At 41.5% G+C, this 25988-nt stretch carries 21 protein-coding genes, 1 other RNA gene and 1 pseudogene; 7 read left to right on the top strand and 16 right to left on the bottom strand.

All coding sequences use genetic code 11. The annotated features are described in order from the left end of the window. Positions 1-121 precede the first annotated feature (121 nt). Positions 122-218: signal recognition particle sRNA small type (gene ffs, locus B5G52_RS00085), an RNA gene on the bottom strand. Positions 219-360: 142 nt separating this feature from the next. Then, positions 361-1233: a DUF3014 domain-containing protein gene (locus B5G52_RS00090; RefSeq protein WP_087530674.1), complete on the bottom strand. Its 873-nt coding sequence runs from the start codon at positions 1231-1233 to the stop codon at positions 361-363. 175 nt (positions 1234-1408) lie between these two features. Between B5G52_RS00090 and B5G52_RS00095 the strand changes: the two genes are divergently transcribed. Next, positions 1409-2554, top strand: a complete 1146-nt coding sequence (locus B5G52_RS00095; protein WP_087530675.1) for a patatin-like phospholipase family protein — start codon at positions 1409-1411, stop codon at positions 2552-2554. A 1-nt stretch (position 2555) separates the two neighbouring features. Here the strand turns inward: B5G52_RS00095 and B5G52_RS00100 are convergent. Continuing rightward, positions 2556-3056: pseudogene (locus B5G52_RS00100) on the bottom strand (TrkA C-terminal domain-containing protein); the annotation flags it as partial. A gap of 66 nt (positions 3057-3122) precedes the next feature. On the opposite strand from B5G52_RS00100, the gene B5G52_RS00105 reads away from it, so the two are divergent. Beyond that, complete coding sequence (locus B5G52_RS00105) at positions 3123-4019, top strand: GGDEF domain-containing protein (RefSeq protein WP_087530677.1); 897 nt, start codon at positions 3123-3125, stop codon at positions 4017-4019. Positions 4020-4050: 31 nt separating this feature from the next. Here the strand turns inward: B5G52_RS00105 and B5G52_RS00110 are convergent, their stop codons facing one another. The 6 genes from B5G52_RS00110 to lpxB all read right to left on the bottom strand — a co-directional run bounded on the left by B5G52_RS00110 (position 4051) and on the right by lpxB (position 12007). After that, on the bottom strand, positions 4051-4389 hold the full coding sequence (locus B5G52_RS00110) for a hypothetical protein (RefSeq protein WP_087530678.1): 339 nt from the start codon (positions 4387-4389) through the stop codon (positions 4051-4053). Next, complete coding sequence (tilS, locus tag B5G52_RS00115) at positions 4386-5699, bottom strand: tRNA lysidine(34) synthetase TilS (RefSeq protein WP_087530679.1); 1314 nt, start codon at positions 5697-5699, stop codon at positions 4386-4388. The genes B5G52_RS00110 and tilS overlap by 4 nt, the downstream gene beginning before the upstream one ends. A 100-nt stretch (positions 5700-5799) precedes the next feature. Continuing rightward, positions 5800-6756: an acetyl-CoA carboxylase carboxyl transferase subunit alpha gene (accA, locus tag B5G52_RS00120; RefSeq protein ID WP_087530680.1), complete on the bottom strand. Its 957-nt coding sequence runs from the start codon at positions 6754-6756 to the stop codon at positions 5800-5802. A gap of 16 nt (positions 6757-6772) precedes the next feature. Next, positions 6773-10264: a DNA polymerase III subunit alpha gene (dnaE, locus tag B5G52_RS00125; RefSeq protein WP_087530681.1), complete on the bottom strand. Its 3492-nt coding sequence runs from the start codon at positions 10262-10264 to the stop codon at positions 6773-6775. Further along, on the bottom strand, positions 10264-10860 hold the full coding sequence (rnhB, locus tag B5G52_RS00130; RefSeq protein ID WP_087530682.1) for a ribonuclease HII: 597 nt from the start codon (positions 10858-10860) through the stop codon (positions 10264-10266). The genes dnaE and rnhB overlap by 1 nt, the downstream gene beginning before the upstream one ends. Then, the gene (lpxB, locus tag B5G52_RS00135) at positions 10850-12007 is read right to left on the bottom strand and encodes a lipid-A-disaccharide synthase (protein ID WP_087530683.1); all 1158 of its coding nucleotides are present in this window, start codon (positions 12005-12007) and stop codon (positions 10850-10852) included. The genes rnhB and lpxB overlap by 11 nt, the downstream gene beginning before the upstream one ends. 372 nt (positions 12008-12379) lie before the next feature. On the opposite strand from lpxB, the gene B5G52_RS00140 reads away from it, so the two are divergent. The 5 genes from B5G52_RS00140 to cydC are packed head-to-tail and all read left to right on the top strand — an operon-like array spanning position 12380 to position 18742. Beyond that, complete coding sequence (locus B5G52_RS00140) at positions 12380-13966, top strand: cytochrome ubiquinol oxidase subunit I (RefSeq protein WP_087530684.1); 1587 nt, start codon at positions 12380-12382, stop codon at positions 13964-13966. After that, positions 13963-15102 (top strand): cytochrome d ubiquinol oxidase subunit II, encoded by a 1140-nt coding sequence (gene cydB / locus B5G52_RS00145; protein ID WP_087530685.1) that lies wholly within the window; start codon positions 13963-13965, stop codon positions 15100-15102. The genes B5G52_RS00140 and cydB overlap by 4 nt, the downstream gene beginning before the upstream one ends. Positions 15103-15113: 11 nt before the next feature. Then, entirely contained in the window at positions 15114-15266 is a 153-nt protein-coding gene (cydX, locus tag B5G52_RS00150; protein ID WP_087530686.1) for a cytochrome bd-I oxidase subunit CydX, read from the top strand. Next, positions 15256-17016 carry a thiol reductant ABC exporter subunit CydD gene (gene cydD, locus B5G52_RS00155; protein WP_087530687.1) on the top strand — a complete coding sequence of 587 codons (1761 nt, stop codon included), beginning with the start codon at positions 15256-15258 and terminating at the stop codon, positions 17014-17016. The genes cydX and cydD overlap by 11 nt, the downstream gene beginning before the upstream one ends. Beyond that, a complete protein-coding gene (cydC, locus tag B5G52_RS00160; protein ID WP_087530688.1) occupies positions 17009-18742 on the top strand; it encodes a thiol reductant ABC exporter subunit CydC in 1734 nt (577 codons plus the stop codon). The genes cydD and cydC overlap by 8 nt, the downstream gene beginning before the upstream one ends. Before the next feature lie 13 nt (positions 18743-18755). Here cydC and B5G52_RS00165 read toward each other — a convergent pair whose 3' ends face one another. The 7 genes from B5G52_RS00165 to rseP all read right to left on the bottom strand — a co-directional run bounded on the left by B5G52_RS00165 (position 18756) and on the right by rseP (position 25987). Beyond that, the gene (locus tag B5G52_RS00165; protein ID WP_254911127.1) at positions 18756-19109 is read right to left on the bottom strand and encodes a septal ring lytic transglycosylase RlpA family protein; all 354 of its coding nucleotides are present in this window, start codon (positions 19107-19109) and stop codon (positions 18756-18758) included. 144 nt (positions 19110-19253) lie between these two features. Beyond that, entirely contained in the window at positions 19254-20024 is a 771-nt protein-coding gene (gene lpxA / locus B5G52_RS00170; RefSeq protein WP_087530690.1) for an acyl-ACP--UDP-N-acetylglucosamine O-acyltransferase, read from the bottom strand. A gap of 2 nt (positions 20025-20026) precedes the next feature. Beyond that, the gene (fabZ, locus tag B5G52_RS00175) at positions 20027-20479 is read right to left on the bottom strand and encodes a 3-hydroxyacyl-ACP dehydratase FabZ (RefSeq protein WP_087530691.1); all 453 of its coding nucleotides are present in this window, start codon (positions 20477-20479) and stop codon (positions 20027-20029) included. A gap of 10 nt (positions 20480-20489) precedes the next feature. After that, on the bottom strand, positions 20490-21530 hold the full coding sequence (gene lpxD, locus B5G52_RS00180) for a UDP-3-O-(3-hydroxymyristoyl)glucosamine N-acyltransferase (RefSeq protein ID WP_087530692.1): 1041 nt from the start codon (positions 21528-21530) through the stop codon (positions 20490-20492). A gap of 9 nt (positions 21531-21539) precedes the next feature. Continuing rightward, entirely contained in the window at positions 21540-22058 is a 519-nt protein-coding gene (locus tag B5G52_RS00185) for an OmpH family outer membrane protein (RefSeq protein ID WP_087530693.1), read from the bottom strand. 11 nt (positions 22059-22069) lie between these two features. Continuing rightward, entirely contained in the window at positions 22070-24541 is a 2472-nt protein-coding gene (bamA, locus tag B5G52_RS00190; protein WP_087530932.1) for an outer membrane protein assembly factor BamA, read from the bottom strand. Positions 24542-24634: 93 nt separating this feature from the next. Continuing rightward, positions 24635-25987, bottom strand: coding sequence for a sigma E protease regulator RseP (gene rseP, locus B5G52_RS00195; RefSeq protein ID WP_087530694.1), 1353 nt, complete (start codon positions 25985-25987; stop codon positions 24635-24637). Position 25988 lies beyond the last annotated feature (1 nt).

A 25988-nucleotide genomic window follows, 5' to 3' on the forward strand; every position in this document is an offset into this window, starting at 1 on the left:
ATCTAACCATTTGGTTAAATACTAGACTATGCCACCTTATACTTCCAATTTATGCCATCTTTTAGTACAAATATGTCAACTTATACTTCAAACAACACCAAATGAGGAATTTGGGTGGCAGTCTTACCAGCCACATCTCGGCACACACGTCACAAACTGTGGCTGCTCCCTTCCGGGCCTGACCAGGTTCGCCTGCTAGTGTTGCGAGAGGACCAATAAGACTACCATTGAGGGCCTTGTTTGGCGCGGGAGGGATTATCTCTACTTTTTCACTCTTATTCAAGGGGAAATCAAAAAAGAAAGTGCGATTGCATGTTAAACACACAATCGCACTATTTTTTATACGATTTTAATTATTACTTACTGTTGCTTATCGAGTTCTGCTTGTACGTTACGCAGCACGGCTTTTACTTTTTTCATGTTCTCTAGACCCATGCGTAATAGCTGTTTTTGTGCTGCGGGTAAACGTTCCCACTCTGAGTAAGCATATTGATACGTTACTGAGTCGCGTAATAATGGCATATCACCTTTTGGCTCAGGTGTATCAAGTAGTAACTCAATAGCCTCTTCAAGGGTTTGATTAAACGCATCACCTTGGTAGCCAATCTCGGTATAAGCATCGTTAATAAGCGGCTTATACTCTTCGTATAAACGCACTATTTGCGCTGCGCTCATGCTAGTAAATATTTTAACGTACGGGGTATAACGTTCGTAGCTATTAGGGTCAATCGTGAGTATTTCACCTTCAATAACGCTAAAACTTTCTTCAGGGCGTTCAACTGGGGCATGCTTAGCAGCTACTTTACCTTTTGCTAGGTTGTCAATAAATACAACACCGCGGCGAATAACATCATCTGTCACCAATAATCCCATAACTTGGTCACTTAGGTATTCGTCAATATTAGCAACAACCACCTCATCACTTTCATTTAAGTTAGGTAGCGATTTAACTTCCAGAGCAGGCTCTGCATCTCTACTTGGTGGACGCTCTACAACCTCAGGCTCTGGTAATACTTCTGGTTCAGGCTCAGTTTCCTTTGGCTCTGGTGCTTTATACTCTTGAATTGGTTGCTCTACAGGGGCTTGCTCAACAACGGGCTGTGGCTCTTCACCCGAGCTTAATAAAACAAATGCGGCAGCACATGCAATAACAATCAGTATAACAAGTGCAAATAACAAATTGTTGTTTGGTGGACGTTTTTCGACATCTGGCTGTGGTGATTGATCTGACATACGAACTCCATAAAAATTAAAATGCATTATTCAAACACTTAGAGTCGACTAAGTGAGTAAAATTCCCAATCAAGCGATAAAAAAGTGTTCTCGCTCAGGTATCCTTTGATTCTTCTAGCTTAAAGACTTACAGTCAATAAATAAAGTAAAGACGGTCAACAGTTTAATCGCAACCATGAAAATAAAACAAGTCGATAAAAATAAGCCTAAAGTAGCTCTACTCTTAACTGGAGGTGGCGCGCGGGCTGCTTATCAAGTAGGGGTATTAAAAGCACTTGCGCAAAGTATGCCTCGCACAGCACCGCTTCCTTTTACCATTATTAATGGCACGTCAGCGGGTGCAATTAACTCAGCTGCTTTAGCGTGTTATGCATCTTGCGCCCATTTAGCCACTCGAAAGCTCGAACATGTTTGGAAAAACTTTTCTACTTCAATGGTTTATAAAAGTGACTTTATTAGTGTATTTGGCCATATAGCGCGAAATATGCTAACCAGTTTTCAGTCTGAGCATATTAACCATCCACCAGCTAGTTTGCTTAATAATCAGCCGCTTCGCAAGTTACTTAGCGAGATATTAGATTTAACCAGCATTGAGCGTAACCTTCACCGTAATTATTTAGATGCATTGTCAATTACGGCGTCTAGTTATACCACGGGTGACTCTGTGGCGTTTTTCCAGTCGAACACTCAATCACCTTGGCAACGAGCCAAGCGTGAAGGGCAAGCGACACGAATAAATGTTGAGCATTTAATGGCATCCAGTGCAATTCCGATGGTGTTCCCAAGTGTTAATGTACACAATCACTATTTTGGTGATGGTTCAATTCATCAGCTGTCACCACTTAGCCCGAGTGTGCATTTAGGCGCTGAAAAAATATTTATTATCGGGGTTGATCAACCAAAAGAGCTACATCCACCGGGCTACTTGCCGCATTTCCCGGGGTTGTCTTCTATTGCGGGTCATTTACTTGATAGTGTTTTTAGCGATACCTTGCAATCAGACTTAGAGCGCTTACAACGAATAAACCGTACATTGGGACTCATGCCAGGACGTGATAAACACCAAGAGCTAAAACAAATAGATACCTGTGTGATAAACCCATCAGAGAACTTTAATGCCATTGCTGCTCAGTATTATGATGATATGCCGCTGCCCATCAAAATGCTCTTGCGTATGATTGGTGTAAAAAAACGCTCTCAGTCGAGTTTAACCAGTTACTTATTATTCGAAAAACGCTATACCCAACATTTAATTGAAATAGGCTATAAAGATGGTATAGAAAAACTTCCACAGATCAGGGCATTTTTAGAGCTAGATTAAATTATTCGCTGCCATCAATAAGGTAACGCTCTACTCGCCTAGGCTTGCCTTGAAGTACTAAGATGTCGCCGGTGAGTAAAATAGTATGTTGTGAGGGCGAGTCTATTTCACGGCCTTGGCGGCGCAAAGCCCTTACCGTTACTCTGCGCTTTTCTAAATTAAGCTCACTAATACTTTTATCAACCGAAAACGCCCCCTCAGGTAATGCTATGGCATGTAAGTACTCTAGTCGCTCTGCATTATTATCCTCTTTGCTAAATTCTTCGCCAGCAAAAAAGCCATGTAAATACTTATAGCGATGTCTACGTTCTTTACTCTCTCTTCTAACGATACGGGTCATTGGCACACCTGACATATACAACACATGTGATACCAATATTAAACTGGCTTCAAGAGTCTCTGGCACTACTTCTGGTACACCCAGCACTTGTTGTAATTCGAGCTCACTGTCGTCTCTCGTACGCAAAAGGATTTTAACTTCTGGGGCAATTTGTTTTTCAGCCAGTTTGAAATAGTGGCACAAAAATCGCTTTATTTAAGTTATAACCACTCCTGGGGGGAGATTTCAGTGGAAAACGTCCATATTTTGACGCAACGCATTTCGGCACGTGGCGAGTTCCTGCCGTTTTCGGCAGAGCATTACCGAAATAATGAGCCTGCGGCTATTCATAGTTTAGTTGCAAAGCTACAAACTACGTTAAATATTGAGGAAATACTCAGCATTTACGCAGAAAATGCCAAGCAAGTTATTAATTTTTCAGGTATGCAGTTTCAATCGTCGCAAGGTGTGACCCAAGTTAATAACAGTGATAATACCAATTCACCCTACTCGTTTGATTTAGATATAAACAATGAGCATTTAGGGCAATTGATTTACTTTAGTCAGTATCCACTAACAGGGAGTATTGAAGCTAAGCTAGTGGGATTACATAATGCCTTAGTGTACCCCTTGAGAAATGCGTTAATGTATAACCGCGTGTTACGTTTAGCCACTAAAGACACGCTAACGGGGTTAAATAACCGCAGCCAATTTAATGACATTTTATTAGAAAAGCTGGAACGCTGTCGACGTCAGCATCGTCCATTTAGTTTGATGTTGCTTGATTTAGATAACTTTAAGCAAGTTAATGACAGCTTTGGTCATAAAATTGGCGATGACGTATTAAAAGAGTTTGCAACAGTATTACAAACCAGTATTCGCGGCACCGACTCAGTATTTCGCTTTGGTGGCGACGAGTTTGCTATTTTAATCGACGATCCTGAATTTATTACTAATAAAGTCATTGCGCAGCGCATAATGCGTTTAGTCGGTGACTCAAGTGTTATGGCACAATACCAAGTCACCACGAGTATTGGCTATACTTTGGTAAATAGCCATGATTGTGAAGATGAGATATTTTCGCGCGCTGATAAAGGCTTATACAAAGCTAAAGCCGCGGGTAGAAACTGCGCCAGAGCGTATTAACAAAATAGATAGCGCCTAGCCCCCAAGGCGCTTAACCTTTACTTATTAGCTTATAACCTAGTAACGCTAAGCAAAAACCAAAAAAGAACCCACTCACTAAATAAAGTAACGCTGCCATAGTGGCAAGTGGCATCATGACCACCAATAATAACGGCACGCTCACCCCAGCAATAAAATAAACTCCCCCTTTACCCAGCCAATAAGCGATTAAAATAATTCCACAGGCTAGACCACCTATAAACGCATAGAGTAAAGTTAGTAAGTCGATTTCAAATAAAAAACCTGCTGCTATTGCAATCAATGTTGTTACTAACAAGCCAAGCGGTGCTTTATTAACAAGTGATAAGCCGACATGAGGCTGCTGGTTCATGTATGGTACTCCCAAAAAATTCCTTCATCGCTAACATGATTTGCACTGATGAAGTAACCGACGACTTGAACTAATTCGTCGTTATAAAAAATAAGTGGCACACTGGCTCGTAACCAAGGGGCTACTTTTGCATCTTTAAACCAGTGCTTTAAGGTATTACGGCCGGGTTTATTCAAAGGTTTTATTTTTTCCTGAGGGTAATCAAATCTCACTGTTACATGCTCATCGGCTTGAGGAAGCCTAACCCCCTTCCCTTGCACTACGCTAATATGAGCGCCGTTATTTAGAATAAAAGTATTATCAGAGCGCTCAGTTACAACCAGAGGCTCTTGCGTTTGGTGTTTTACAAAATACAAAAAACTTTGATGACGACAGATGTCTCCGTCTTTTAATTGTATTTTTAATTGTGCGTCAACCTGTGCATTAATCCCTTGCTCTAAGATTTGCTCAGTTTGCTTTTGCGATGGCATTAAGGCAGTAAACTGCTCAAGCCAACAACGTAATACATTTGCTTGGCGTGCAGCACTGTACATTGCAAGCTCGCCGCAGCTTAAGCCTTGAGTTTCATTTTGGCATTTAGCTAAATCTTGCAAGCTATATTCATGCAGTAAATCTTGCTGTTGCTGCAGTAAACTAATGCTACGTGAGGCGCTTTTTTCAAAACCGGTAAATTTATCCGATAAAACTGGCACCACTTTTTGCCGGATAAAATTACGATCAAAGCGTTCATCTGTGTTGGAATCATCGGTAATATGCGCAAGCGAAAACACTTTCGCGAATGACTCTATTGCGCAGCGTGTAACATTTAATAGCGGTCTAAAGCAAACACGGCCACTGCTAAGTCTGCGGGTTTGCCGCATAGATGCTAAGCCTTTCAAACCTGAGCCGCGTTTAAGGCGTAGTAAAAAAGTCTCAAGCTGATCATTCAAATGCTGGCCCAATAAAATAACACTGCCATTAGCGCTATACTCATCTAATGCTAAATAGCGTGCATCACGGGCTTGCTCTTCTAAACTCGTGCGTGAACGTTGCTCGATGGATACTGGCGCAGCCGTAAATGCGACATTTAATTGTCGGCATAAATCAGCACAAAACCTTTGCCAGTCATCAGCATAGTTACTCAAGCCATGATTAACGTAAACCGCACTCAGTTGTAGCGCTGGTATTTCACGTTTCATTTCATTCATCACATGCAATAACACCACAGAATCCACCCCACCTGAGAGCGCGATTGTAAATGACGTTTGATTATCATCGACAAACGGGACAATGGTGCTTTTTACTTGTTGGTACAAGGGTGTTGAGTGCATGAATTAAACCGCAAAATAATTAATGAATAGCTCCTAGCTTACAAACATTTTAAAACAAAAAAGCCGCTAAAGCGGCTTTTTTCTGCATTCGAGCTATTTTTTAGCAATAACCGAATGACATTAATCGTTTGTAACGTTGATCAAGCATTTCATCAAGCGACAGCGCTTGTAAGTCTGCAAGGTCACGTTTAAGCTGATTTTTAAGGTTACGTGCCATTGCATCGTAGTTACGATGTGCACCACCTAAAGGCTCTTCGACTAGGTTGTTGATCAAATCAAGCTCTTTAACGCGGGCAGCGGTAACACCCATAGCTTCTGCAGCAAGCGGTGCTTTATCAGCGCTTTTCCAAAGGATCGATGCGCACCCTTCTGGCGAAATTACTGAGTAAGTGCTGTATTGCAACATGTTAACGCGATCGCCAACACCAATTGCCAGTGCACCACCTGAACCACCTTCACCAATAACTGTACAAATAGTTGGCACTTTGAGTGCTGCCATTACTTTTAAGTTACGTGCGATAGCTTCAGATTGACCACGCTCTTCTGCACCAACACCTGGGTATGCACCTGGTGTATCGATGAAAGTCATAATTGGCATTTTAAAACGTTCAGCCATTTCCATTAAGCGTAATGCTTTACGGTAACCTTCTGGCTTTGGCATACCAAAGTTGCGTTTAATTTTTTCAGCTGTATCACGTCCTTTTTGTTGACCGATCACCATTACTGGTTGACCTTCAAAACGTGCTACACCACCTAAAATAGCCGGATCATTTGCAAAAGTACGATCACCCGCTAACTCGTCAAACTCCGTAAAAATGCGCTCGATATAATCTCGAGTATAAGGACGCAACGGATGACGGGCTAACTGAGAAACCTGCCAAGCACCTAATTTAGAGAATATTTCCTCTTTTTGTTGGGCGCTTTTTTCTTTTAATCGGCTGACTTCCTCTTCTAACTCAAGGTCTAATTCGCCAGCGCGGCTTATATTTTGTAACTCTTCAATTTTTGCTTCTAATTCTGCGATTGGAAGCTCAAAATCAAGATAATTGAGGCTCATGCTCTAAACTACCTAATTAGTTAAATTCTAGTTCTACATCTTGTGCAGCCATTAGTGAAAGCTTATGAATTAAGTCATCACTAGGCGTAACACACCATTCTGTACCTAAGGTTAACTCAGCCAACGCATCTGGACGTTGATAGAAAACCCTAATCGGACATGTACCAAACTTATAAGGTTCGAGTACTTTTTGTAAATTATCGAAGAAGTTAGCCTCGATTTGCACCATATTTAGCGTCATTTTGATCGCTTTTATGCGTTTTTCTCGCGCTTGCGCTATGGTGCATATGTCTCTGGCGGTCATTGTAATGCCACCAGAGAAGTTATCAAAGCTGACCTGTCCAGATATTACCAAGATATTGTTGATTTGCAGCATATCTTGGTACATTTCAAACTGTTCTGGGAATAAGCGTACATCAATACGGGCACTCTTGTCATCTAAAGTTATAAGCCCCCATCGATTTCCCTTCTTATTTATTAGTGTGCGTGCTGCAATAACAAGGCCTGCAGCGGTTGATTGCACATCACGATTAGTTGGCTGTAAATCGACTAAACGGCCTGTGGTGTAATGTTTAAGCTCTCTACGGTATTGATTTATCGGGTGACCGGTTAAATAAAGACCTAGAGTTTCTTTTTCACCGTCTAACCACTGGTTATCTGTTAATGGTGTAGCTTTTATAAAGGCTTGTTCAACTTCATCAGGCTCTGTGGCAAGTAAACCAAACAAATCAGTTTGACCAAGAGATTCTGCTTTATTGTGTTGATCAGCAGCGCGCATCGCATCTTTAAGGCTCGCTAGCAGCGTGGCACGTCCTGGTTGGGTTTTATCTGGGCCAAGTTGATCAAGTGCACCGGCGTAAATAAGTTTCTCCGTGACACGTTTATTTAAACGCTTTAAGTCCACTCGGGCGCAAAAATCGAATAAATCTTTAAACGGGCCGCCTTCACTGCGCGCTTCTAAAATTGCTTCAACAGGCGCTTCACCAACCCCTTTAATAGCGCCGATACCGTAAACAATTTCGCCTTGCTGATTTACAGCAAATTTAAACTCACCCGCGTTTACATCCGGCGGTAATAAGGTGAGTTTCATGTTTTCACATTCATCCACCAAAATTACGATTTTATCGGTGTTATCCATATCTGCCGACATTACCGCAGCCATAAACTCAGCCGGATAGTGCGTTTTCATCCACAAGGTTTGGTATGATACTAGCGCATAGGCTGCTGAGTGAGATTTATTAAAACCATAACCCGCAAACTTCTCTACCAAGTCGAAGATTTTAATTGCAAGTTCGCCGTCAATGCCGTTATTTCTTGCCCCATCTTCAAAGGTTGAACGTTGTTTTGCCATTTCTTCTGGCTTTTTCTTACCCATTGCACGACGCAGCATATCCGCGCCACCTAGCGTGTAACCCGCTAAGACCTGTGCAATTTGCATTACCTGTTCTTGATACAAGATAATGCCGTAAGTAGGCTCAAGAATAGGCTGTAAGCTTTCGTGCTGATATTGTGCATCTGGGTAAGAGATGTCTTCTCGGCCCAATTTACGGTCGATAAAGTTATCTACCATGCCCGATTGCAGTGGGCCTGGTCTAAACAAGGCCACCAAGGCTATCATATCTTCAAAGCAGTCAGGTTTAAGACGCCTGATCAGATCTTTCATACCCCGCGATTCGAGCTGGAATACCGCGGTTGTTTCGGCGCGTAATAATAGCTCTATACTCTTTTTATCATCCAGTGGAATTGCGTTGATATCAACCGGCTTTTTGCCTTCACGCTCAAGGCGCTCGTTGGTCATATCAATTGCCCACTGCAAGATTGTCAGCGTGCGAAGACCCAAGAAGTCAAATTTAACCAAGCCCGCGGTTTCAACGTCATTTTTGTCAAACTGAGTAACGGGGAATTTACCTTCATCATCACAATAAAGGGCTGCAAAGTCAGTGATGGTGGTGGGTGATATAACAACACCACCCGCATGCTTACCGGCATTACGTGTACACCCCTCAAGGATGCGGCACATATCAATTAAGTCTTTAACCTCTGAGTCGCCATCGTAAGCCTCTTGCAAGCGCGGCTCAACGTCAAAAGCTTTTGCTAAGGTCATCCCCGGATCGCCAGGTATCAATTTTGAAATACGGTCAACAAAACCATAAGGGTGGCCAAGCACACGACCAACATCACGAATAACCGCTTTTGCTGCCATGGTACCAAAGGTGATGATTTGCGATACCGCGTCCCGCCCATACAGCGCTGATACGTGGTCGATTACTTCATCACGCCTATCCATACAGAAATCGACGTCGAAATCCGGCATTGAGATACGTTCAGGGTTCAAGAAACGTTCGAAAAGTAAGTCAAACTCAAGCGGATCAAGATCGGTGATCTTAAGTGCATAAGCCACCAAGGAACCCGCACCAGAACCACGCCCTGGCCCTACTGGAATATTGTTATCTTTACTCCATTGGATGAACTCCATTACGATCAAGAAGTAACCAGGGAAACCCATTTGGTTAATTACGTCGAGCTCTATTTTTAGTCGCTCATCATATTCTACGCGTTTTTCTTTTCGCTCATTTTCATCAGGGAATAAAAACTGCAACCGCTCTTCAAGGCCATCTTCTGAGACTTTAACTAAGAAGTCTTCAATTTTTAACGAGCCTGTGGGGTAATCTGGCAAAAAGTAAGTACCAAGCTGTACCGTTACATTACAGCGCTTGGCTATTTCGACGCTGTTTTGTAGTGCTTCAGGGATATCGCTAAACAACTCAGCCATTTGCTCTGGCGTTTTTAAGTACTGCTCTTGTGAAAAGCGTTTAGGCCGACGTTTGTCATCAAGCGTATAGCCGTCAAAAATGGCAACGCGAATTTCATGCGCTTCAAAGTTTTCTGGTTTTAAAAACACCACTTCGTTGGTGGCAACCACGGGCAACTGCTCCACGCTTGCCAATTCAACCGCTAAATGTAAATACTCTTCTTCTTGGGCACGTGAACTGCGAATAAGCTCAATATAGTAATGGTCGCTAAAATGCTGTTTATAAAAGCTGACCACTGATTCAATAATACCCGCGTTGCCTTTTAAGAGTGCCTTACCTAAATCACCATCTTTTGCACCAGAGAGCAAAATAAGGCCCTCTTTATGCTCCACCAGCCAGTCTCGGTCTATTACAGGGCGGTGAAATAGATGCCCACGCTGGTATGCTTTTGAAATAAGCAGTGTTAGGTTTTTATAGCCGGTATTATCTTTGGCTAAAATAACAAGTCGACACGGCCCTTCGGGAAACTCTGGACTGTGTAACCAAAAGTCAGCCCCAACGATTGGTTTTATTCCGGCGTTGTGGGCTGTATCGTAAAAACGCACTAAACCACACAAGTTCATTTGATCGGTAATTGCTAACGCAGGTAATTGTAGCTCTTGTGCTTTGGCAACAATCGGCTTGGTTTTAGCCAAACCATCGACCATCGAAAAATCAGAGTGAACTCGTAAATGTACAAAATCAGGAGCTGCCATTACTGCTCCTGCATAGCCAGTACACGTTGCACTGGTTTAAAGCTTTTGCGGTGTTCATCAATTGCGCCGTATTGCTCAAGTGCAGCAAAATGCGCTTTTGTCGGGTAACCTTTATGCCCTGCAAAACCATATTGCGGATAACGTTTATCTAATTCAATCATTTCATCGTCACGAGCAACTTTCGCTAAAATAGAGGCTGCTGAAATTTCAGCTACTAAGCTATCACCTTTTACGACTGCTTGTGCTGGCATTGTTAAAGCAGGCAGTCGATTTCCGTCAACAAAAACAAATTCTGGTGTAGTCGTTAATCCCTCTACCGCTCGAGTCATGGCTAGCATAGTAGCGTGTAGAATATTTAGCTCATCAATTTCTGTTGGACTACATCGGCCAATTGACCAACAAAGTGCTTTTTCTTTGATTTCGATAGCCAGTGCTTGACGTTTTTTATCTGTTAATTTTTTTGAATCTGCAAGACCTGCAATCGGGTTTGCTGAATCAAGTATGACCGCAGCAGTAACCACGTCACCAACAAGCGGCCCACGGCCGACTTCATCAACACCGGCAATAAAAGTTAGGTTTGGTCGTTCAATTTGCATTTAATAACTCCGCTACTGCTGCCGCTGCTTGCTCACTGGCATTTAAACGTATTTGCTGATGAATTGCTAAAAATCGGGCCTTTAACTCGCTGTTATCGCTATTGAGCATGGGTTCAAGTGCATTTGTTAGATTATCAACGTTACAATCTTTTTGCATAAACTCTGGGACTAACTCTTCATCGGCTAATAAATTAGGTAATGAAAAATATTTAATATTAAAGGTAAATAGACTTTTGAAAATCCAGTAGCTCATTGCTTTTATCTTGTAGCCTACAACCATCGGCTTTTTGTACAGCATACCTTCTAAGGTGGCAGTACCTGATGCTATTAAAATAGCATCGGCCGCTTGCATGGCAATGTCAGATTGGCCATCCAACAGTTGTATTTTTAAATTGGGTGCTGTGGCTGCTAAAATTTCACTAAATTGTGCTTTACGCTTGTCATTAACAAGGGGCACAACAATTTTTAAATCTGGGTTTTTCGCTTGTAAGCCAGCGGCTGTTTTTATGTAAGTCTCACTTAATAGCCCAACCTCCGAGCCACGACTTCCCGGTAACAGCGCTAATACTTTATCATCGTGGTTTAAGCCAAGCTGTGAACGTGCCGCACTGTCGTCATGTTCAAGAGCAATGTCATCAGCAAGTGTATGGCCAACAAATGTGCAAGGTACATTATGTTTATCGTAAAAGGCTTTTTCAAACGGTAACAAGGCCAATACTAAGTTCGTCGCGGCACTGATTTTATGAATACGTTTTTCACGCCACGCCCAAACGGAGGGGCTTACATATTGAATTGTTTTGATACCCGCATCTTTTAAGGGCTTTTCGATACGTAAGTTAAAGTCAGGCGCATCTATGCCAATGTAAACATCGGGCGGGTTATCAATTAAATGTTGCACCAACTGTTTGCGGATTTTTAATAATCGAGGTAAACGACCTAACACTTCAACCAGCCCCATTACAGCCAGCTCTTCCATATCAAAAAGGCTACTACAGCCCTGAGCTTGCATTTTAGGCCCTGCGATGCCTTCGAATATGGCATCAGGATAACGTTTTTTCAGCGCTTTAATTAAGCCTTCACCTAATATATCACCTGATAACTCACCTACCACAATGGCGATACGTAACGGTTTAGTTTGATTATTCATTGATTATTTTGTTCGCAATTAGCGTTGCATTTATTTCTGTCAGTTTAACGTGTTTTGCCAATAGGATAAATGTCATCGAGTTAATAAATAATTTAATTATAAAAATACCATCCACGTCGGTTCTGCTCAGCCTTCGATAAATATTAGGTACAAAAGTGGAGAAAACTATAAAAAAAAATAAACGATTGAATACTTTTGCTTTTATTACTAGTATTACATTAGGATTATCTAATATAAATAAAAAGGCACGAACCTTAGTGTTATTTATACTATTTTTTAGTTGACTAAACTTAATATAAGATTAACATTAACGAACTTTCAGTAATTTCTGAAACATGCTGTAGCTAACCGTCAAATTTAAGGAGCTTAATAATGATAGATGAAGCCTTTGTGGATCTATCGCGATTGCAATTTGCAATCACCGCCCTGTTTCACTTTCTTTTCGTACCGTTAACCCTCGGCATGACTTGGATTTTGGTGATCATGGAATCTGTCTATGTAATGACAGGCCGCGAGATATACCGCGATATGACTAAGTTCTGGGGTAAGCTTTTCGGCATTAATTTTGCCGTAGGTGTTGCCACAGGTTTAACGATGGAATTTGAATTTGGTACCAACTGGTCTTATTACTCTCACTATGTCGGTGATGTGTTTGGTGCTCCTTTGGCGATTGAAGGCTTAATGGCTTTCTTTTTAGAATCAACCTTTGTTGGTATGTTCTTTTTAGGTTGGCAGCGCTTAAGCAAACGCCAGCATTTAGGTGCAACATTCCTGATGGCCATTGGTACTAACTTATCTGCACTGTGGATACTGATAGCAAATGGGTGGATGCAAAACCCTGTGGGCGCTGAATTTAACTATCAAACTATGCGAATGGAAATGACTAGTTTTGCTGAACTCGTTTTCAACCCTGTGGCACAAGTTAAGTTTATTCATACCGTTTCTGCAGGTTATGTAGCTGCATCCATGTTTGTGTTGGGTATTAGTAGCTGGTACATCTTAAAAGGTCGTGATTTAGCCTTTGCAAAACGCTCATTTTCTGTTGCATCAGGCTTTGGCTTAGCCTCCATATTATGTGTTATTTTACTCGGCGATGAATCAGGCTACGAAGTAGGCGAAGTACAAAAAGTTAAACTCGCTACCATTGAAGCAGAGTGGCACACCGAAGAAGCTCCGGCTGCATTTACCGCTATCGGTATTCCTGACTCAGATGAGCAAGTTACTCATGCTGCGGTTAAAATTCCTTACGCATTAGGCTTAATAGCAACACGCTCGCTTGATGAGCAAGTAACTGGTATTAGTGATCTGGAGAAAAAACACGAAGTACGTATTCGAAATGGCATGATTGCGTATAAGTACCTTGAGAAGCTTAGAAACGGCGAGGATACTCCCGCCAATATTGCAAAGTTTGATACTCTAAAAGATGACCTTGGTTATGGCTTATTATTAAAGCGTTATACCCCTAATGTGGTTGATGCAACCGAAGAGCAAATTCAACAAGCGGTTAAAGATTCTTTCCCACGGGTTGGGCCTATGTTTTGGTCGTTCAGGATCATGGTTGGTTGCGGCGTGATAATGCTAGTTGTATTCGCCCTGTCATTTTACTACAACGCTCATCGCGTTATTGAACAAAAACGTTGGCTACTCAAAGCAGCATTATGGAGTATTCCACTGCCATGGGTAGCCATTGAGTTCGGTTGGATTGTTGCCGAATATGGCCGTCAGCCTTGGGCAATCTCAGAGGTACTGCCTACATTCTTAGCGACCTCGTCACTGACCGTCAATGACTTATTATTAAGCATTACTGGCTTTGTTATTTTCTACATTATTCTAGCCGTTATAGAGGGCTGGTTGATGCTAAAATTTGTTAAGCAAGGTCCCAGTTCTCTGCATACAGGTAAATACTACTTTGAACTTGAGAAAACCGATAAACAATTAAATCAAGGAGCACAATCATGATTTTTGATTACGAAACCTTAAAGTTCATTTGGTGGCTGTTAATTGGTGTGTTGCTCATTGGCTTTGCTATCACAGATGGTATGGACATGGGGGTAGCAATTTTATTACGCCTAGTTGGTAAAACAGATATAGAACGCCGTACTGTGATCAATACCATTGGTGCACACTGGGATGGTAATCAGGTATGGTTTATCACCGCAGGGGGGGCTTTGTTTGCTGCTTGGCCGATGGTATACGCTGCGGCATTCTCTGGCTTTTACTTTGCGATGATGCTGGTATTGTTTGCACTGTTCTTACGTCCACTCGCATTTGATTATCGCTCTAAACTTGAGTCTGCAAAGTGGCGTAATAATTGGGATTGGGCACTCTTAGTAGGTAGCATAGTTCCGGCATTAATATTTGGTGTTGCCTTTGGTAATGTACTACAAGGTGTACCTTTTAATATTGATAACTTTATGCGTATAACATACCAAGGCTCGTTCTTTGGCTTACTCAATCCGTTTGCTCTTGTAGCAGGTGTAATAAGTGTCGCCATGCTTGTGGGACATGCTGGTATGTGGCTACAACTTAGAACAGATGCTGAAGTTGCACAGCGCTCTGCCCAATTTGGCCGTTACGCACTAATATTATTTATTGTGTTATTTGCCGCTGCTGGCTTCTGGGTTGCAAATATGGATGGTTATCAAGTTGTATCAATGAGTGATACCCAAAGTTATGCCAACCCATTAGCTAAAGTAGTCACGACAAGTTCAGGTGCATGGCTTGATAATTACACGAAAATGCCTTTAACAATGGCATTCCCAGCACTGGCACTTGTTATGGCAACTATGGCTATTATTTTCTCAGTAATAAATAAGCCCGCTTTAGGTTTGGCTTCTACTAGCTTGATGTTAGTTGGCGTTATTATGACTGCGGGGACTGCTATGTTCCCATTTGTTATGCCATCAAGTAATAACCCCAATATTAGTTTGACTATGTGGGATGCGGTATCAAGTCATCTGACGCTTAATGTCATGTTCATTGTGGCAATAATTCTTGTGCCAATTATATTAATTTACACAACTTGGTGTTATGTGAAAATGTGGCGTAAAGTCACTAAAGATGAAATTGAAAATAACACTCATGGTAGCTACTAAGGAGATAAATTATGTGGTATTTCGCATGGATACTAGGCGTTCTACTAGCTTGCACTTTAGGCGTTATTAATGTTATGTGGTATGAGTTTCAGCAACACAAAGATAGCATTGCAGAGGATGAGCTTGAGTTGCATGAAAGACTAAAACGCCAAAATGACAACTAAACCCCGTCCTGATCGCGCGCAGCAAATTAAGCTGCGCGCTTTTTTAAAGCAATATAGTCACAGCGGTTCTCGCCTGTTAAAAGTAAGCATATTACTTGGTACATTAAACGCGCTGCTAATGATAGCCTCGTGCTACTTAATCGCCAATGCAGTCCATTTAGTCATGTTTGCCGATAAACAACTAGATGATATTACGTACCTACTATGGCCTTTGGCCGGATTAATTTTACTACGTGCTGTGTTTTTAGCGCTCAGCGAGCGTATTAGCCATTTTGCCGCACAGAAAATAAAAAATACGATGCGAAAAACCTTGCTTGCTAAACTCAATCGGCTTGGGCCGATTTATAGCGAGCAGAAAGGGCACGGTGCTACGTTAAATACCTTACACAATGGTGTTGAGGCTCTACATCAATATTATGCTAATTACTTACCCAGCGTCGCTTACAGTGCATTAATACCCTTAGCTATTTTAGTTATTATATTTCCTACTGATTACAAAGCCGGGCTTATCTTTTTATTTACTGCCCCACTGATCCCTTTTTTCATGATTTTAGTTGGCCATAAGGCTGAAGAGATCAATCAACAACGTTGGCAACAGCTATCTGTATTAGGTAATTACTTTTTTGATAGATTAAACGGCTTAACCCAATTAAAGCTCTTTAATGCTACGCGTCGTGAGCTTGCCAATATAGCTAAAATTTCTGATGATTTTCGTACTTCGACCATGAGTGTGTTAAAAATCGCGTTTTTATCCGCATTCGCCTTAGAGTTTTTTGCCACCATAAGTGTCGCATTAGTCGCGGTGATCATCGGCTTTCGATTGTTTTTTGGCACCCTAGACTTTGCGACAGGCTTTGTTGTGTTACTACTGGCCCCTGAATTTTACTTACCTCTTCGCCAAATGGGCACTCATTATCATGCTCGCTTAGAGGGCATTAGCGCTGCCGCTGATATGATTGATATTATTAATGCCGATGAAGAATTACCGCCAGCGCAACAAACAAAGCTATCATTACCTATACAAAGTATAAGTACAAAACAACTCAGCTTTTATTACCCGCAAAGCAAAGAAGGCTTAAGTAATATAAACCTAGCTTTCCCTGTCAAAGGGTTAGTGGCTTTTATAGGCGACAGCGGCGCGGGTAAAAGTACATTATTTGACTGTCTATTGGGTTTTCATCAGCAAGCTAATAGCCAAATAATCATTAATGATACTCCCCTATGTAAATTGGACAGCCAGAGCTGGCAACAACATATAGCTTGGATCCCCCAACAGCCTACACTGTTTTACATGAGTGTTGCAGAAAACTTACGCCTTGGTAAAGCCGATGCTACCCAAGCACAATTAGAACAAGCCGCCATCAAAGCCGGTGCGCTTGAATTTATACAAACGCTACCTCAAGGGTTTGATACACTTTTGGGTGAACACGGTGAAGGACTATCTGGTGGGCAAAAGCAACGCATCGCGCTAGCACGCGCCTTTTTAAAAAACGCGCCTATCCTCATGCTAGACGAACCCAGTGCGCATCTTGACAGCCAAACTGAAAAACTGATCAACTCGGCAATTGTTGACTACGCTAAAGATCATTTGGTGTTGGTTATTGCGCACCGCTTAAACACTATAACAAATGCAGATAACATTTATGTTTTAGAACAAGGAAAAATAATTGAACAAGGTAATTACCAGCAACTTTATCAGCAACATGGAAAGCTGTGGCAATTAGCCCATGCAGGTGCGCAACATGACTAATTTTATTCGCTTACTAAAGTTATGTAAGCCTCACGCTGGAATGCTTCTACTCGGCGCGTTTTTATCAACCCTAACGGTACTTGCAAATGTGGGCTTACTGGCAATATCTGGCTGGTTTTTAGCCGCTATGGCCGCAGCAGGCATTGCATCTGTGCATATGAATTACTTTACTCCAGCAGGCGTAATTCGGTTTTTAGCTATTGTTAGAACCGCATCGCGTTATGGCGAGCGATTAATTACTCATAATGCGACATTTTTGTTATTGAGTGAAATACGCGTGAGTGTATTTGCAACGTTAAGTAAGCTCAATAATGTAGACTTAGCCATGAGCCGCAGTGCTGATTTAGTAAGTCGAATGCAAGATGATGTAGATGCGTTGGATACATTTTACTTAAATGTGTTATTGCCAATTATCGTTGCATTAATCAGTATTCCGGTTGTCATGTTGTTTATGAGTGCCTATAACCCTAATGTGGCACTCTTATGCTTTAGCTCTTTAATGATTGTCGGCGTTGTTGTTCCTGCATTTTTAGGGCATAAGTTTAATAAAACAGCAGCACAAGAACGCGTGCAATCAGCGTTATTGCGAGCACAATTATCTGACTCTTTAAAAGGTGCACGTGAACTTGCACTATATCAAGCATCAGCTCAACAACGTAATCAATGTAATAAAGCCAGTGAGCTCTATAATCAACATATTCAAAAGCGCCACGGGGCACTGGCCAATAGCGATGGTTTTACATTATTAATCACCCAACTGACTATGCTGGGCAGTATTATTATATTAGTGCCGCTAGTAAGCAGTGCTGAGATAGCAAACGTAGAGCTGGCAATGATGAGTCTATTTGTATTAGCTAGCTTTGAAACCGTATTAAACTTACCTAATGCGTTTATCCAATTACCTAGCGCCCTCAGTGCTGCCGCACGTATTTTTGAACTTGAAGATAAACTGAGTGATGACGTTGATAAACCGACAGTAGATGTAAAAAACCTACCTCTCGGTATTAATTTTACCGATATTGATTACTGCTATAACACCCAAAATTCAGCGTTAAGTAAAGTAAATATAACCATTAAAGCAAAACAAAAGATTGCCTTAGTTGGCCCAAGTGGCAGCGGTAAAAGTACGTTAATAAACCTACTAAGTGGTTTGTGGCCGGTACAACATGGTCAAATAGAGCTACTTAGTGAGCAAGGCTCAATCAATATTAACCAGCTATCAACTGATAATCGGTATGAACTACTTACTATCGTTGCACAGCAGCACCATATATTTGATGGAACATTAGCACAGAATTTAAGGTATGCAATGCCAACAGCGAGCGATGAAGCACTAATACGAGCCTGTGAACAAGCTCAATTGGGGTCATGGCTAGCACAATTACCTGATGGTTTAAAAACACGTTTAGGCACAGCTGGACGTACAGTTTCGCAAGGCCAAGCACGACGAATAGCCATTGCACAAGCATTACTTCGAAACAGCGCAATTGTTGTTCTTGATGAACCAACCGAAAGCTTAGATAACCAAACTAAACATGCCGTAATAGATACTGTTATGAATGTCATGGCGGACAAAACTATTATTACCATTACCCATGATCCGCAACTTTTGAGCACCATGGACCAAGTAATATGGCTTGAAAATGGTGAGGTCAGAGCCGTGAATTCTCACCAGTCATTACTAAAAACTGAACCAGATTATATATCGTTAGTAACCCGTTTTTAGTTTACTGTGCTTGCTATTTCAATACTTCTATACGGACATCAATCAGTCCATCGTTTAGGGTTGCTATTTGGCTAAACGCGCGTTTTGATAAATCAATCACTCGCCCACGTACGAAAGGGCCGCGGTCGTTAATTTTAACAATAACCGTTTTATTATTGGCTAAGTTTGTTACTTTCACCGCAGTACCAAAAGGCCAGTTTTTATGAGCGGCACTGATTACATGTTGATTGAATAACTCACCACTCGCTGTAGGGCGACCTTGGTATATATCAGCATAAAAGCTTGCCTTACCCTGCTCACTTAACCCCGATGATGGTACGTTACTGCAACCAAGCAATACACTGATGAAAATACTAGCTGTGATCACTCTGAACAAAATAAGCTATCCCTCAACGATAAGTTGTTCCTAGTATACTTACACTAAATGATCTAAGGCTGAATTATCGCTAAAAAACAAATACAAAAAAGCCACCGATTATTGCTAAGCGGTGGCTTTTAAAAAACAGTAAGATTATCGAATAATCCCGCGCTCTGAACTCTTTACAAAATCAACCATAAGCTGTACTGCAGGATATTTAGCAGCATCTTCACTCAGTGCTGCAATTGCTTCATCAACACCTAAACTCTTACGGTAAAGTGTTTTATAAGCTCGGCGTGTCGCCATGACTTCATCACTTTCAAAACCACGGCGCTTCATGCCTTCGGTATTAATCGCAACAGGGCCCGCCGGCGTGCCTATCGTTGTTACAAACGGTGGCACATCTTTGTTTACGCCTGAGTACATACCAACAAATGCATGCGCCCCTACTTTGCAAAACTGATGGATGCCTGAGTTACCTGCAAGGATAACCCAGTCACCAATATGTACATGGCCAGCAACAGAGGCATTATTAGCAAAAATAACGTTGTCACCAATCACCGCATCATGGGCAACATGAGTGTACGCCATAAACAAGTTGTTGCTACCAATCTTAGTAACACCTTGATCTTGAATAGTACCGCGATGAATGGTCGCGCACTCACGGATGACATTATTATCGCCAATAATCAGTGTGGTAGGTTCATTGTTGTATTTTTTGTCTTGGCAGGCTTCGCCAACTGACGCAAATTGAAAAATATGATTGCCAGAGCCAATAGTAGAAGGCCCCTTCACAACAACATGAGATTCAATAATACAGTTATCACCAATAACTACATCGTTACCAATATAGCTGTAAGGACCAACGGAGACGTTATCGCCTAGTTTTGCACCTGATTCGATTATCGCTGTAGGATGGATCACAATTAAAGCTCTCTTCTCGCACACATGATTTCAGCAGTACACACTACCTTACCATCAACTTTCGCTTCTGCTGCAAATTTCCATATATTGCGGCGCTCTTTTAAAAACTCTACATGTAAATGCATAGTATCACCAGGGACAACAGGATGCTTAAAGCGAGCGTTATCTATGGCTGCAAATAAGTATAGTTCATTCTCGCTGCGGTTTTCGACTGTTTTGAAACCAAGTAAGCCTGTCGCTTGTGCCATCGCTTCTAAAATAAGTACGCCCGGAAAAATAGGCTGATCAGGGAAATGACCGGTAAAAATCGGTTCATTAAAAGTCACATTTTTAATTGCATGAAGTGACTCGCCCGGCGTGTAATCTAATACACGATCAACCAACAACATTGGGTAACGATGCGGAAGTAAGCTTAAAATTTCTTGTATGTCTAGGCTATTTAATTCGTTTGCCAAAATAGCATCCTTATAAATTATCAACGTTTAATGACTTAGTCAGAGTCTCTAGCGCTTTAAGGCGGCCTTTCATCTCTGGCAAATTACGTAAATGAGCAATATTACGACGCCACTCTTTATTGGTAGAGTGCGGCATACCTGATGAGTAAATACCAGGTTGTGTTATTGCTTTGGTGATCATGCTCATACCTGTAAGTATAACACCATCACATATATCAATGTGACCATTTATGCCAACAAGTCCCGCAATCTGACAATTTTTACCGATTGTAGTACTACCTGCGATCACTGTACACCCAGCAATGGCTGTACCTGAACCAATTTCTACGTTATGAGCAATGTGGACTTGATCATCGATAATAACGTTACTGTTAATAATTGTATCGTCTATTGCACCTCGGTCGATTGTAACACCCGCACCAATTTCTACTTTATCACCGATGATTACAGCGCCTAATTGCGGTATTTTAATCCATTGACCTTTATCATTTGCGTAACCAAAACCGTCACTACCAATGATTGCACTTGATTGAAATAAACAATTTTCACCTATTTCAACATTATGATACACAGATACGTTTGACCACAACTTCGTATTGCGCCCTACTTTCGCATTTTGGCCAATAAAACAATTGGCACCCACTTGCACTTTATCTGCAATGACCGCGCCCGCTTCAATCACAGCATTAGCCCCAATAGAGGCTGTTTTAGCGATATCCGCATCTGGGTGAACAACTGCACTGGGGTGGACCCCTGGTGCTGCAGAGGCTGGGGTAGTATCCATTATTTGCGCAAGTTGTGCATAGCTATTGTAAGGATTCGCTGCAATGAGCTTATTACCTTGATAATACTTAGCATCGGCGGCAGATAAAATAACAGCACTGGCGTTTGTTTCATCTAGTTGCGAGCGATATTTCTTATTCGCTAAAAATGCAATATGCCCTGAGCGGGCATTTGCGAGAGTAGCAATTTTTGATATTTCTAAAGCGCCGTCACCATCAAGCTCGGCGCCTAAAAGTTCCGCAATCTGCGAAAGCGTATAATTTTGCATCTTTGTATTCTATTGCTTACTTACTTTTTCAACAACTTTCTCTGATAAGTCAGAAACAGTTTTCGGGTTAAAGTAAACTGTTGTGTCTTTCACTTTAACTTCGTCAAATTTACCGTCTTTAGCAACATCTTGAATTGCATCAATAATTAGCTTTTGTACTTTTGCTAGCTCTTGGTTTTGACGTGCTTTTATTTCTTGCTCTAAAGGACGGCCTTTCTCTGCAAGACTTTTTTGCATGCCTTCAACTTTTTCACGTAGCGCATCTTTTTGTGCTTGGCTCATCGTGGTAGCTTCACGCTTGAACTTCTCAGCTTCAAAACGGATGTCACCTTGTAGCTTTTCTAACTCTTGACGACGTTCAGCGAATTCAGATTGCAAAGTTTGTTCTACTTTAGCCATTTGAGGAATTTGCTTGTAGATTTCTTGCATATCTACAATACCTACTTTGTGAGCAAATGCACTCACTGATGTACCCATCATAAGTGTCGCTGAAATGGCAATTGCTGATAATTTAAATGATTTTTTCACAAAAAACTCCTTTAGAAAGTGTTACTAATATTAAAACTGATGGTCTTCGTATCGTCATCTTCTTCTTGTTGCAATGGATACGCAAAACTAATCAGCATTGGACCCATCGGAGAGATCCACTGTAATGATAAACCAGTCGAAACCCTAAAGCGTAGCGGATCTGAATAATCCTCTAGTTTTGCGCGTTCATCCGGTCCTAAACTTTGATAACGGTCAACGTTAAATTCTGTATCCCATACGTTAGCAGCATCAACAAAGAAGCTGGTACGCACAGAGCTTGTATTCTCTTCATCTAAGAATGGAGTTGGAACAATAAGTTCCATACCCGCAACGGCTTTGGCATTACCACCAATACGCCCTTGTGGTGTAAGTACATCAAACTCTGATGCGCCGCCTATATTACCTGTTGGCGTACCATCTTTGGACGGTGTACCAGGAATTAATTGCGGTGTACGTGAAATAGCACGTGGTAGTATGGTATTTCTATCAAAACCACGTAGTTCCATTTCAGTGATACGGAAATACTCTTGGAACGGCAATGTTTGGTCGTAGCCGTTAGTAGTACCATAACCGTTACCGTAACCTAATGCGGCACGGGTTGAGAATACCCAACGATGATTGTCACTGATTGGCCAGTAAAAACGTGAGTCATAATTTAGCTTAAAGTACGTTAAATCCGAGTTTGGCGTTGTACCTGTTAAATTAAGTGTTTGACGTGAACCCGCAGTTGGGAATAAACCTCGGTTTACCGTTACACGTGACCAACCCACACTGAGCTCGTACTTAGTAAAGTCAAAACCGGCATCTGGGTTTTCAGGGTCTAAGAATGTTTCACGCAATACGCGGGTTTGTTCGTATTCAGCAATCTCTGACAATTCTTCTTGAATCCAACGAACACCAAAGTTAACTCGGTTTACAGCATCAATAGGGAAACCAATGTTCGTCCCGATACCATAACTTTTTGATTTATAGTCAATCAAGCTAAATTTACTGGCGTCATAGTTGCTATAAAATATGCTACTACCTTGCGATACACCATCTGGCGTAAAGTACGGGTCAGTATATGATAGACTTACACGCTCTGAACCACGTGAAGTATTGATATTAAAACCAATTTGATTACCCGTGCCTAAGAAGTTCGACTCAGTAACTCCAATATTAAATTGCAGACCCAGATAAGAACCATACGCAAGACCTGCATTGAAGCTACCCGCTGATTGCTCTTTTACCGTAAAATCAACATCAACCTGATCATCAACTCCTGGTACAGGCACAACATTAAAATCAACACTTTCCATGTAAGGCAAACGCTGAATTTGTAGCTTTGAACGCTCTAAGTTCTGATTAGAAAGCCAAGCACCTTCTAGCTGTGTCATTTCACGGCGCAGTACTTCATCAGCCGTATTTTGGTTACCACCAACAATGATGCGACGAACGTAAACTCGCTTGCCTGGATTAACTGATAAGGTTAATTGTACTTCTTTATTTTCATCATCAATTTCAGGGATAGTGCGTACTTCAGCATTTGCATAGCCAAAGCGAGCTAAATAACTTTTAATAAACTCTTCTGAGGATGTAACCACTGAGCCATTATAAAGCTCACCGGCTCGAAGTGGGATAACACTTTTTATAAGTTCTTCACGGCCAAGTAAGTCCCCTATAAAGTCAAAGCCTTTAACTTTATATTTGACACCTTCACTGATATTAGCCGTTACGTACACTGATTCACGCTCAGGGCTAACTGAAACCTGAGTTGAGTCAATATTAAAGCGTAAGTAACCACGGTCGAGGTAATAGCTACGAATGTTTTCGAGATCGCCTTCGATGGTTTGCTTTTGGTAACGATCGCTCCCCATAAACTGCCACCAAGGTAAATCTTGTTGTGATTCGGCCAGTGCTAATAACTCTTCATCCGAGAACAACTCATTACCGACTAGATTAATTTGACGAATTGAAGCTGCGTCGCCCTCGTCAAATTCAAGTTTAAGTTTTACTCGGTTACGCGGTAATTTAATAATACTGATATCTATTTTAGCGTTGTACTTACCAATACTATGAAAGAACTCAATTAAGCCTTTTTCAATATTATCAACCACGGTTTTATCAAGTGGCTCACCTTGGCGAATATCTTGTTGCTCTAAAGACTGATTTAATTGCTCGTCTTTAATATCTTTATTGCCATCAAACTCTATTGCGCTGATAGTCGGGCGTTCAGTTACTCTAAAAATAACATTATTGCCATCACGCAAGGCTTTTATATTGTCGAAGTGACCTGAGCCATACAATGACTTAATTGTTTTTGAAATTGTATAGTCATCTACACTGTCACCGACATTGATAGGGATATGCGTTAACGCAGCACCGAGTGCCACACGCTGTAAACCTTCAACTTTTAAATCGTCAACAATAAAGGAGTCTTGGCCAAGGGCTGCAAAACTTGCCCCTAATAAACTTGTTACTGCCAAATGTTTTTTTATAGCCATTTTATTATCTTTATCCTTTACAACTGTATTACCGCTCAACACCAACATACGGTGTTTTACAATCGTGTTCTAATTCGAGACCGTCGCTATTTTCTATAAACGGGATACATCATTGAACAAAGCGAAACATGTTAGAAAAATGAGTAGCAAGGCTCCCACTTTAAAACCAAATTCTTGTGTCTTTTCAGAGACCGGCTTTTTACGGAAAAGTTCAACTATGTAATACATTAAGTGACCACCATCAAGCACTGGTAAGGGTAATAAGTTAAATACACCCAAGTTAACACTAATTAATGCTAAAAAGCTTAAAAAGGCAACAAAACCATAGCTTACGCTAGTTCCAGCCCCAACGGCAATACCAACTGGACCACTTAAATTTTTCACTGACACTTGACCTGTAATTAAGTTACCGATCATGTCAAAACTTAAACTAATTAAACGCCATGTTTCTGTTATGCCCAGCACAATACTATCGAGTGGACCATAATGTCTAGTCTCTATATACCCCGCTGGCCACTGCTCAACAACAGGTGCGACACCTAAAAAGCCTTGTTGCTGTCCGTCTGCGCCATTACGCGCTTTAGGCGTAACGACCAACTGCTTTATACTATCTTGTCTTTTTACACTAAATTGTAATGATTTGTTAGCTGATTGCTGAATAAGATTAACTAATTGCTGCCAACTGCTTATTGTTTCATCACCTACCATAATAATTGTATCGCCAACTCTTAAATCTGCTTCAGCAGCTGCCGAGTTTGCAGTAATTGCTGCTACCTCTAAAGTTGCATTAGGTCTAAACGGCACAATACCCAATGACGCTAGAGGTGGCACGTCTTGTTGGTCTAACTTCCAGCCATCAATATTTATGGTTTTTACTTGTTCTTGATATTGTTCATCGCGCACTGTTACAGCAACATTACTATCCCCTAAGCTTGCCATAAATGAAAATGTCGCATCTTGCCAGGTTGCTATTTCGTCATCACCAATTTTGATAATTTGCTGCTTTGCAGTAATACCCGCCAGTTCTGCTCGGCTGCCTTCATTAACGCTACCAACTACCGGCTTGATTGACTGCACGCCGACCATGTACATAACGGCTAAAGCAAAAATAGCAAAAGTAAAATTTGCCATAGGCCCGGCAGCAACGATAGCAATACGCGCCTGAACTGACTTGGCATTAAATGAAAGGTGACGCTCAGATTCAGGTACTTCATCAACTCGCTCGTCAAGCATTTTAACATAGCCGCCAAGTGGGATTGCTGCGATTACATACTCAGTGCCTTGTTTGTCGTGCCACTTTAACAATGGTTTACCAAAGCCAATAGAAAAACGCAGTACTTTTACGCCCGCTTTTCTCGCCACCCAAAAGTGACCATATTCATGCACGGTAACTAAAATACCTAATGCCAGAATGAACGAACCTAGATTCCAGAAAAAATCGAACATA

This window comes from Pseudoalteromonas sp. A601 (assembly GCF_002165575.1).
Taxonomy (GTDB): domain Bacteria; phylum Pseudomonadota; class Gammaproteobacteria; order Enterobacterales; family Alteromonadaceae; genus Pseudoalteromonas.

Coding starts and splice junctions, on each gene's coding strand:
- B5G52_RS00110 (WP_087530678.1), bottom strand. CDS start 4,389: ATGAACCAGCAGCCTCATGTCGGCTTATCACTTGTTAATAAAGCACCG.
- accA (WP_087530680.1), bottom strand. CDS start 6,756: ATGAGCCTCAATTATCTTGATTTTGAGCTTCCAATCGCAGAATTAGAA.
- cydB (WP_087530685.1), top strand. CDS start 13,963: ATGATTTTTGATTACGAAACCTTAAAGTTCATTTGGTGGCTGTTAATT.
- cydX (WP_087530686.1), top strand. CDS start 15,114: ATGTGGTATTTCGCATGGATACTAGGCGTTCTACTAGCTTGCACTTTA.
- cydD (WP_087530687.1), top strand. CDS start 15,256: ATGACAACTAAACCCCGTCCTGATCGCGCGCAGCAAATTAAGCTGCGC.
- dnaE (WP_087530681.1), bottom strand. CDS start 10,264: ATGGCAGCTCCTGATTTTGTACATTTACGAGTTCACTCTGATTTTTCG.
- rnhB (WP_087530682.1), bottom strand. CDS start 10,860: ATGCAAATTGAACGACCAAACCTAACTTTTATTGCCGGTGTTGATGAA.
- B5G52_RS00095 (WP_087530675.1), top strand. CDS start 1,409: ATGAAAATAAAACAAGTCGATAAAAATAAGCCTAAAGTAGCTCTACTC.
- B5G52_RS00090 (WP_087530674.1), bottom strand. CDS start 1,233: ATGTCAGATCAATCACCACAGCCAGATGTCGAAAAACGTCCACCAAAC.
- bamA (WP_087530932.1), bottom strand. CDS start 24,541: ATGGCTATAAAAAAACATTTGGCAGTAACAAGTTTATTAGGGGCAAGT.
- cydC (WP_087530688.1), top strand. CDS start 17,009: ATGACTAATTTTATTCGCTTACTAAAGTTATGTAAGCCTCACGCTGGA.
- B5G52_RS00140 (WP_087530684.1), top strand. CDS start 12,380: ATGATAGATGAAGCCTTTGTGGATCTATCGCGATTGCAATTTGCAATC.
- lpxD (WP_087530692.1), bottom strand. CDS start 21,530: ATGCAAAATTATACGCTTTCGCAGATTGCGGAACTTTTAGGCGCCGAG.
- tilS (WP_087530679.1), bottom strand. CDS start 5,699: ATGCACTCAACACCCTTGTACCAACAAGTAAAAAGCACCATTGTCCCG.
- rseP (WP_087530694.1), bottom strand. CDS start 25,987: ATGTTCGATTTTTTCTGGAATCTAGGTTCGTTCATTCTGGCATTAGGT.
- lpxB (WP_087530683.1), bottom strand. CDS start 12,007: ATGAATAATCAAACTAAACCGTTACGTATCGCCATTGTGGTAGGTGAG.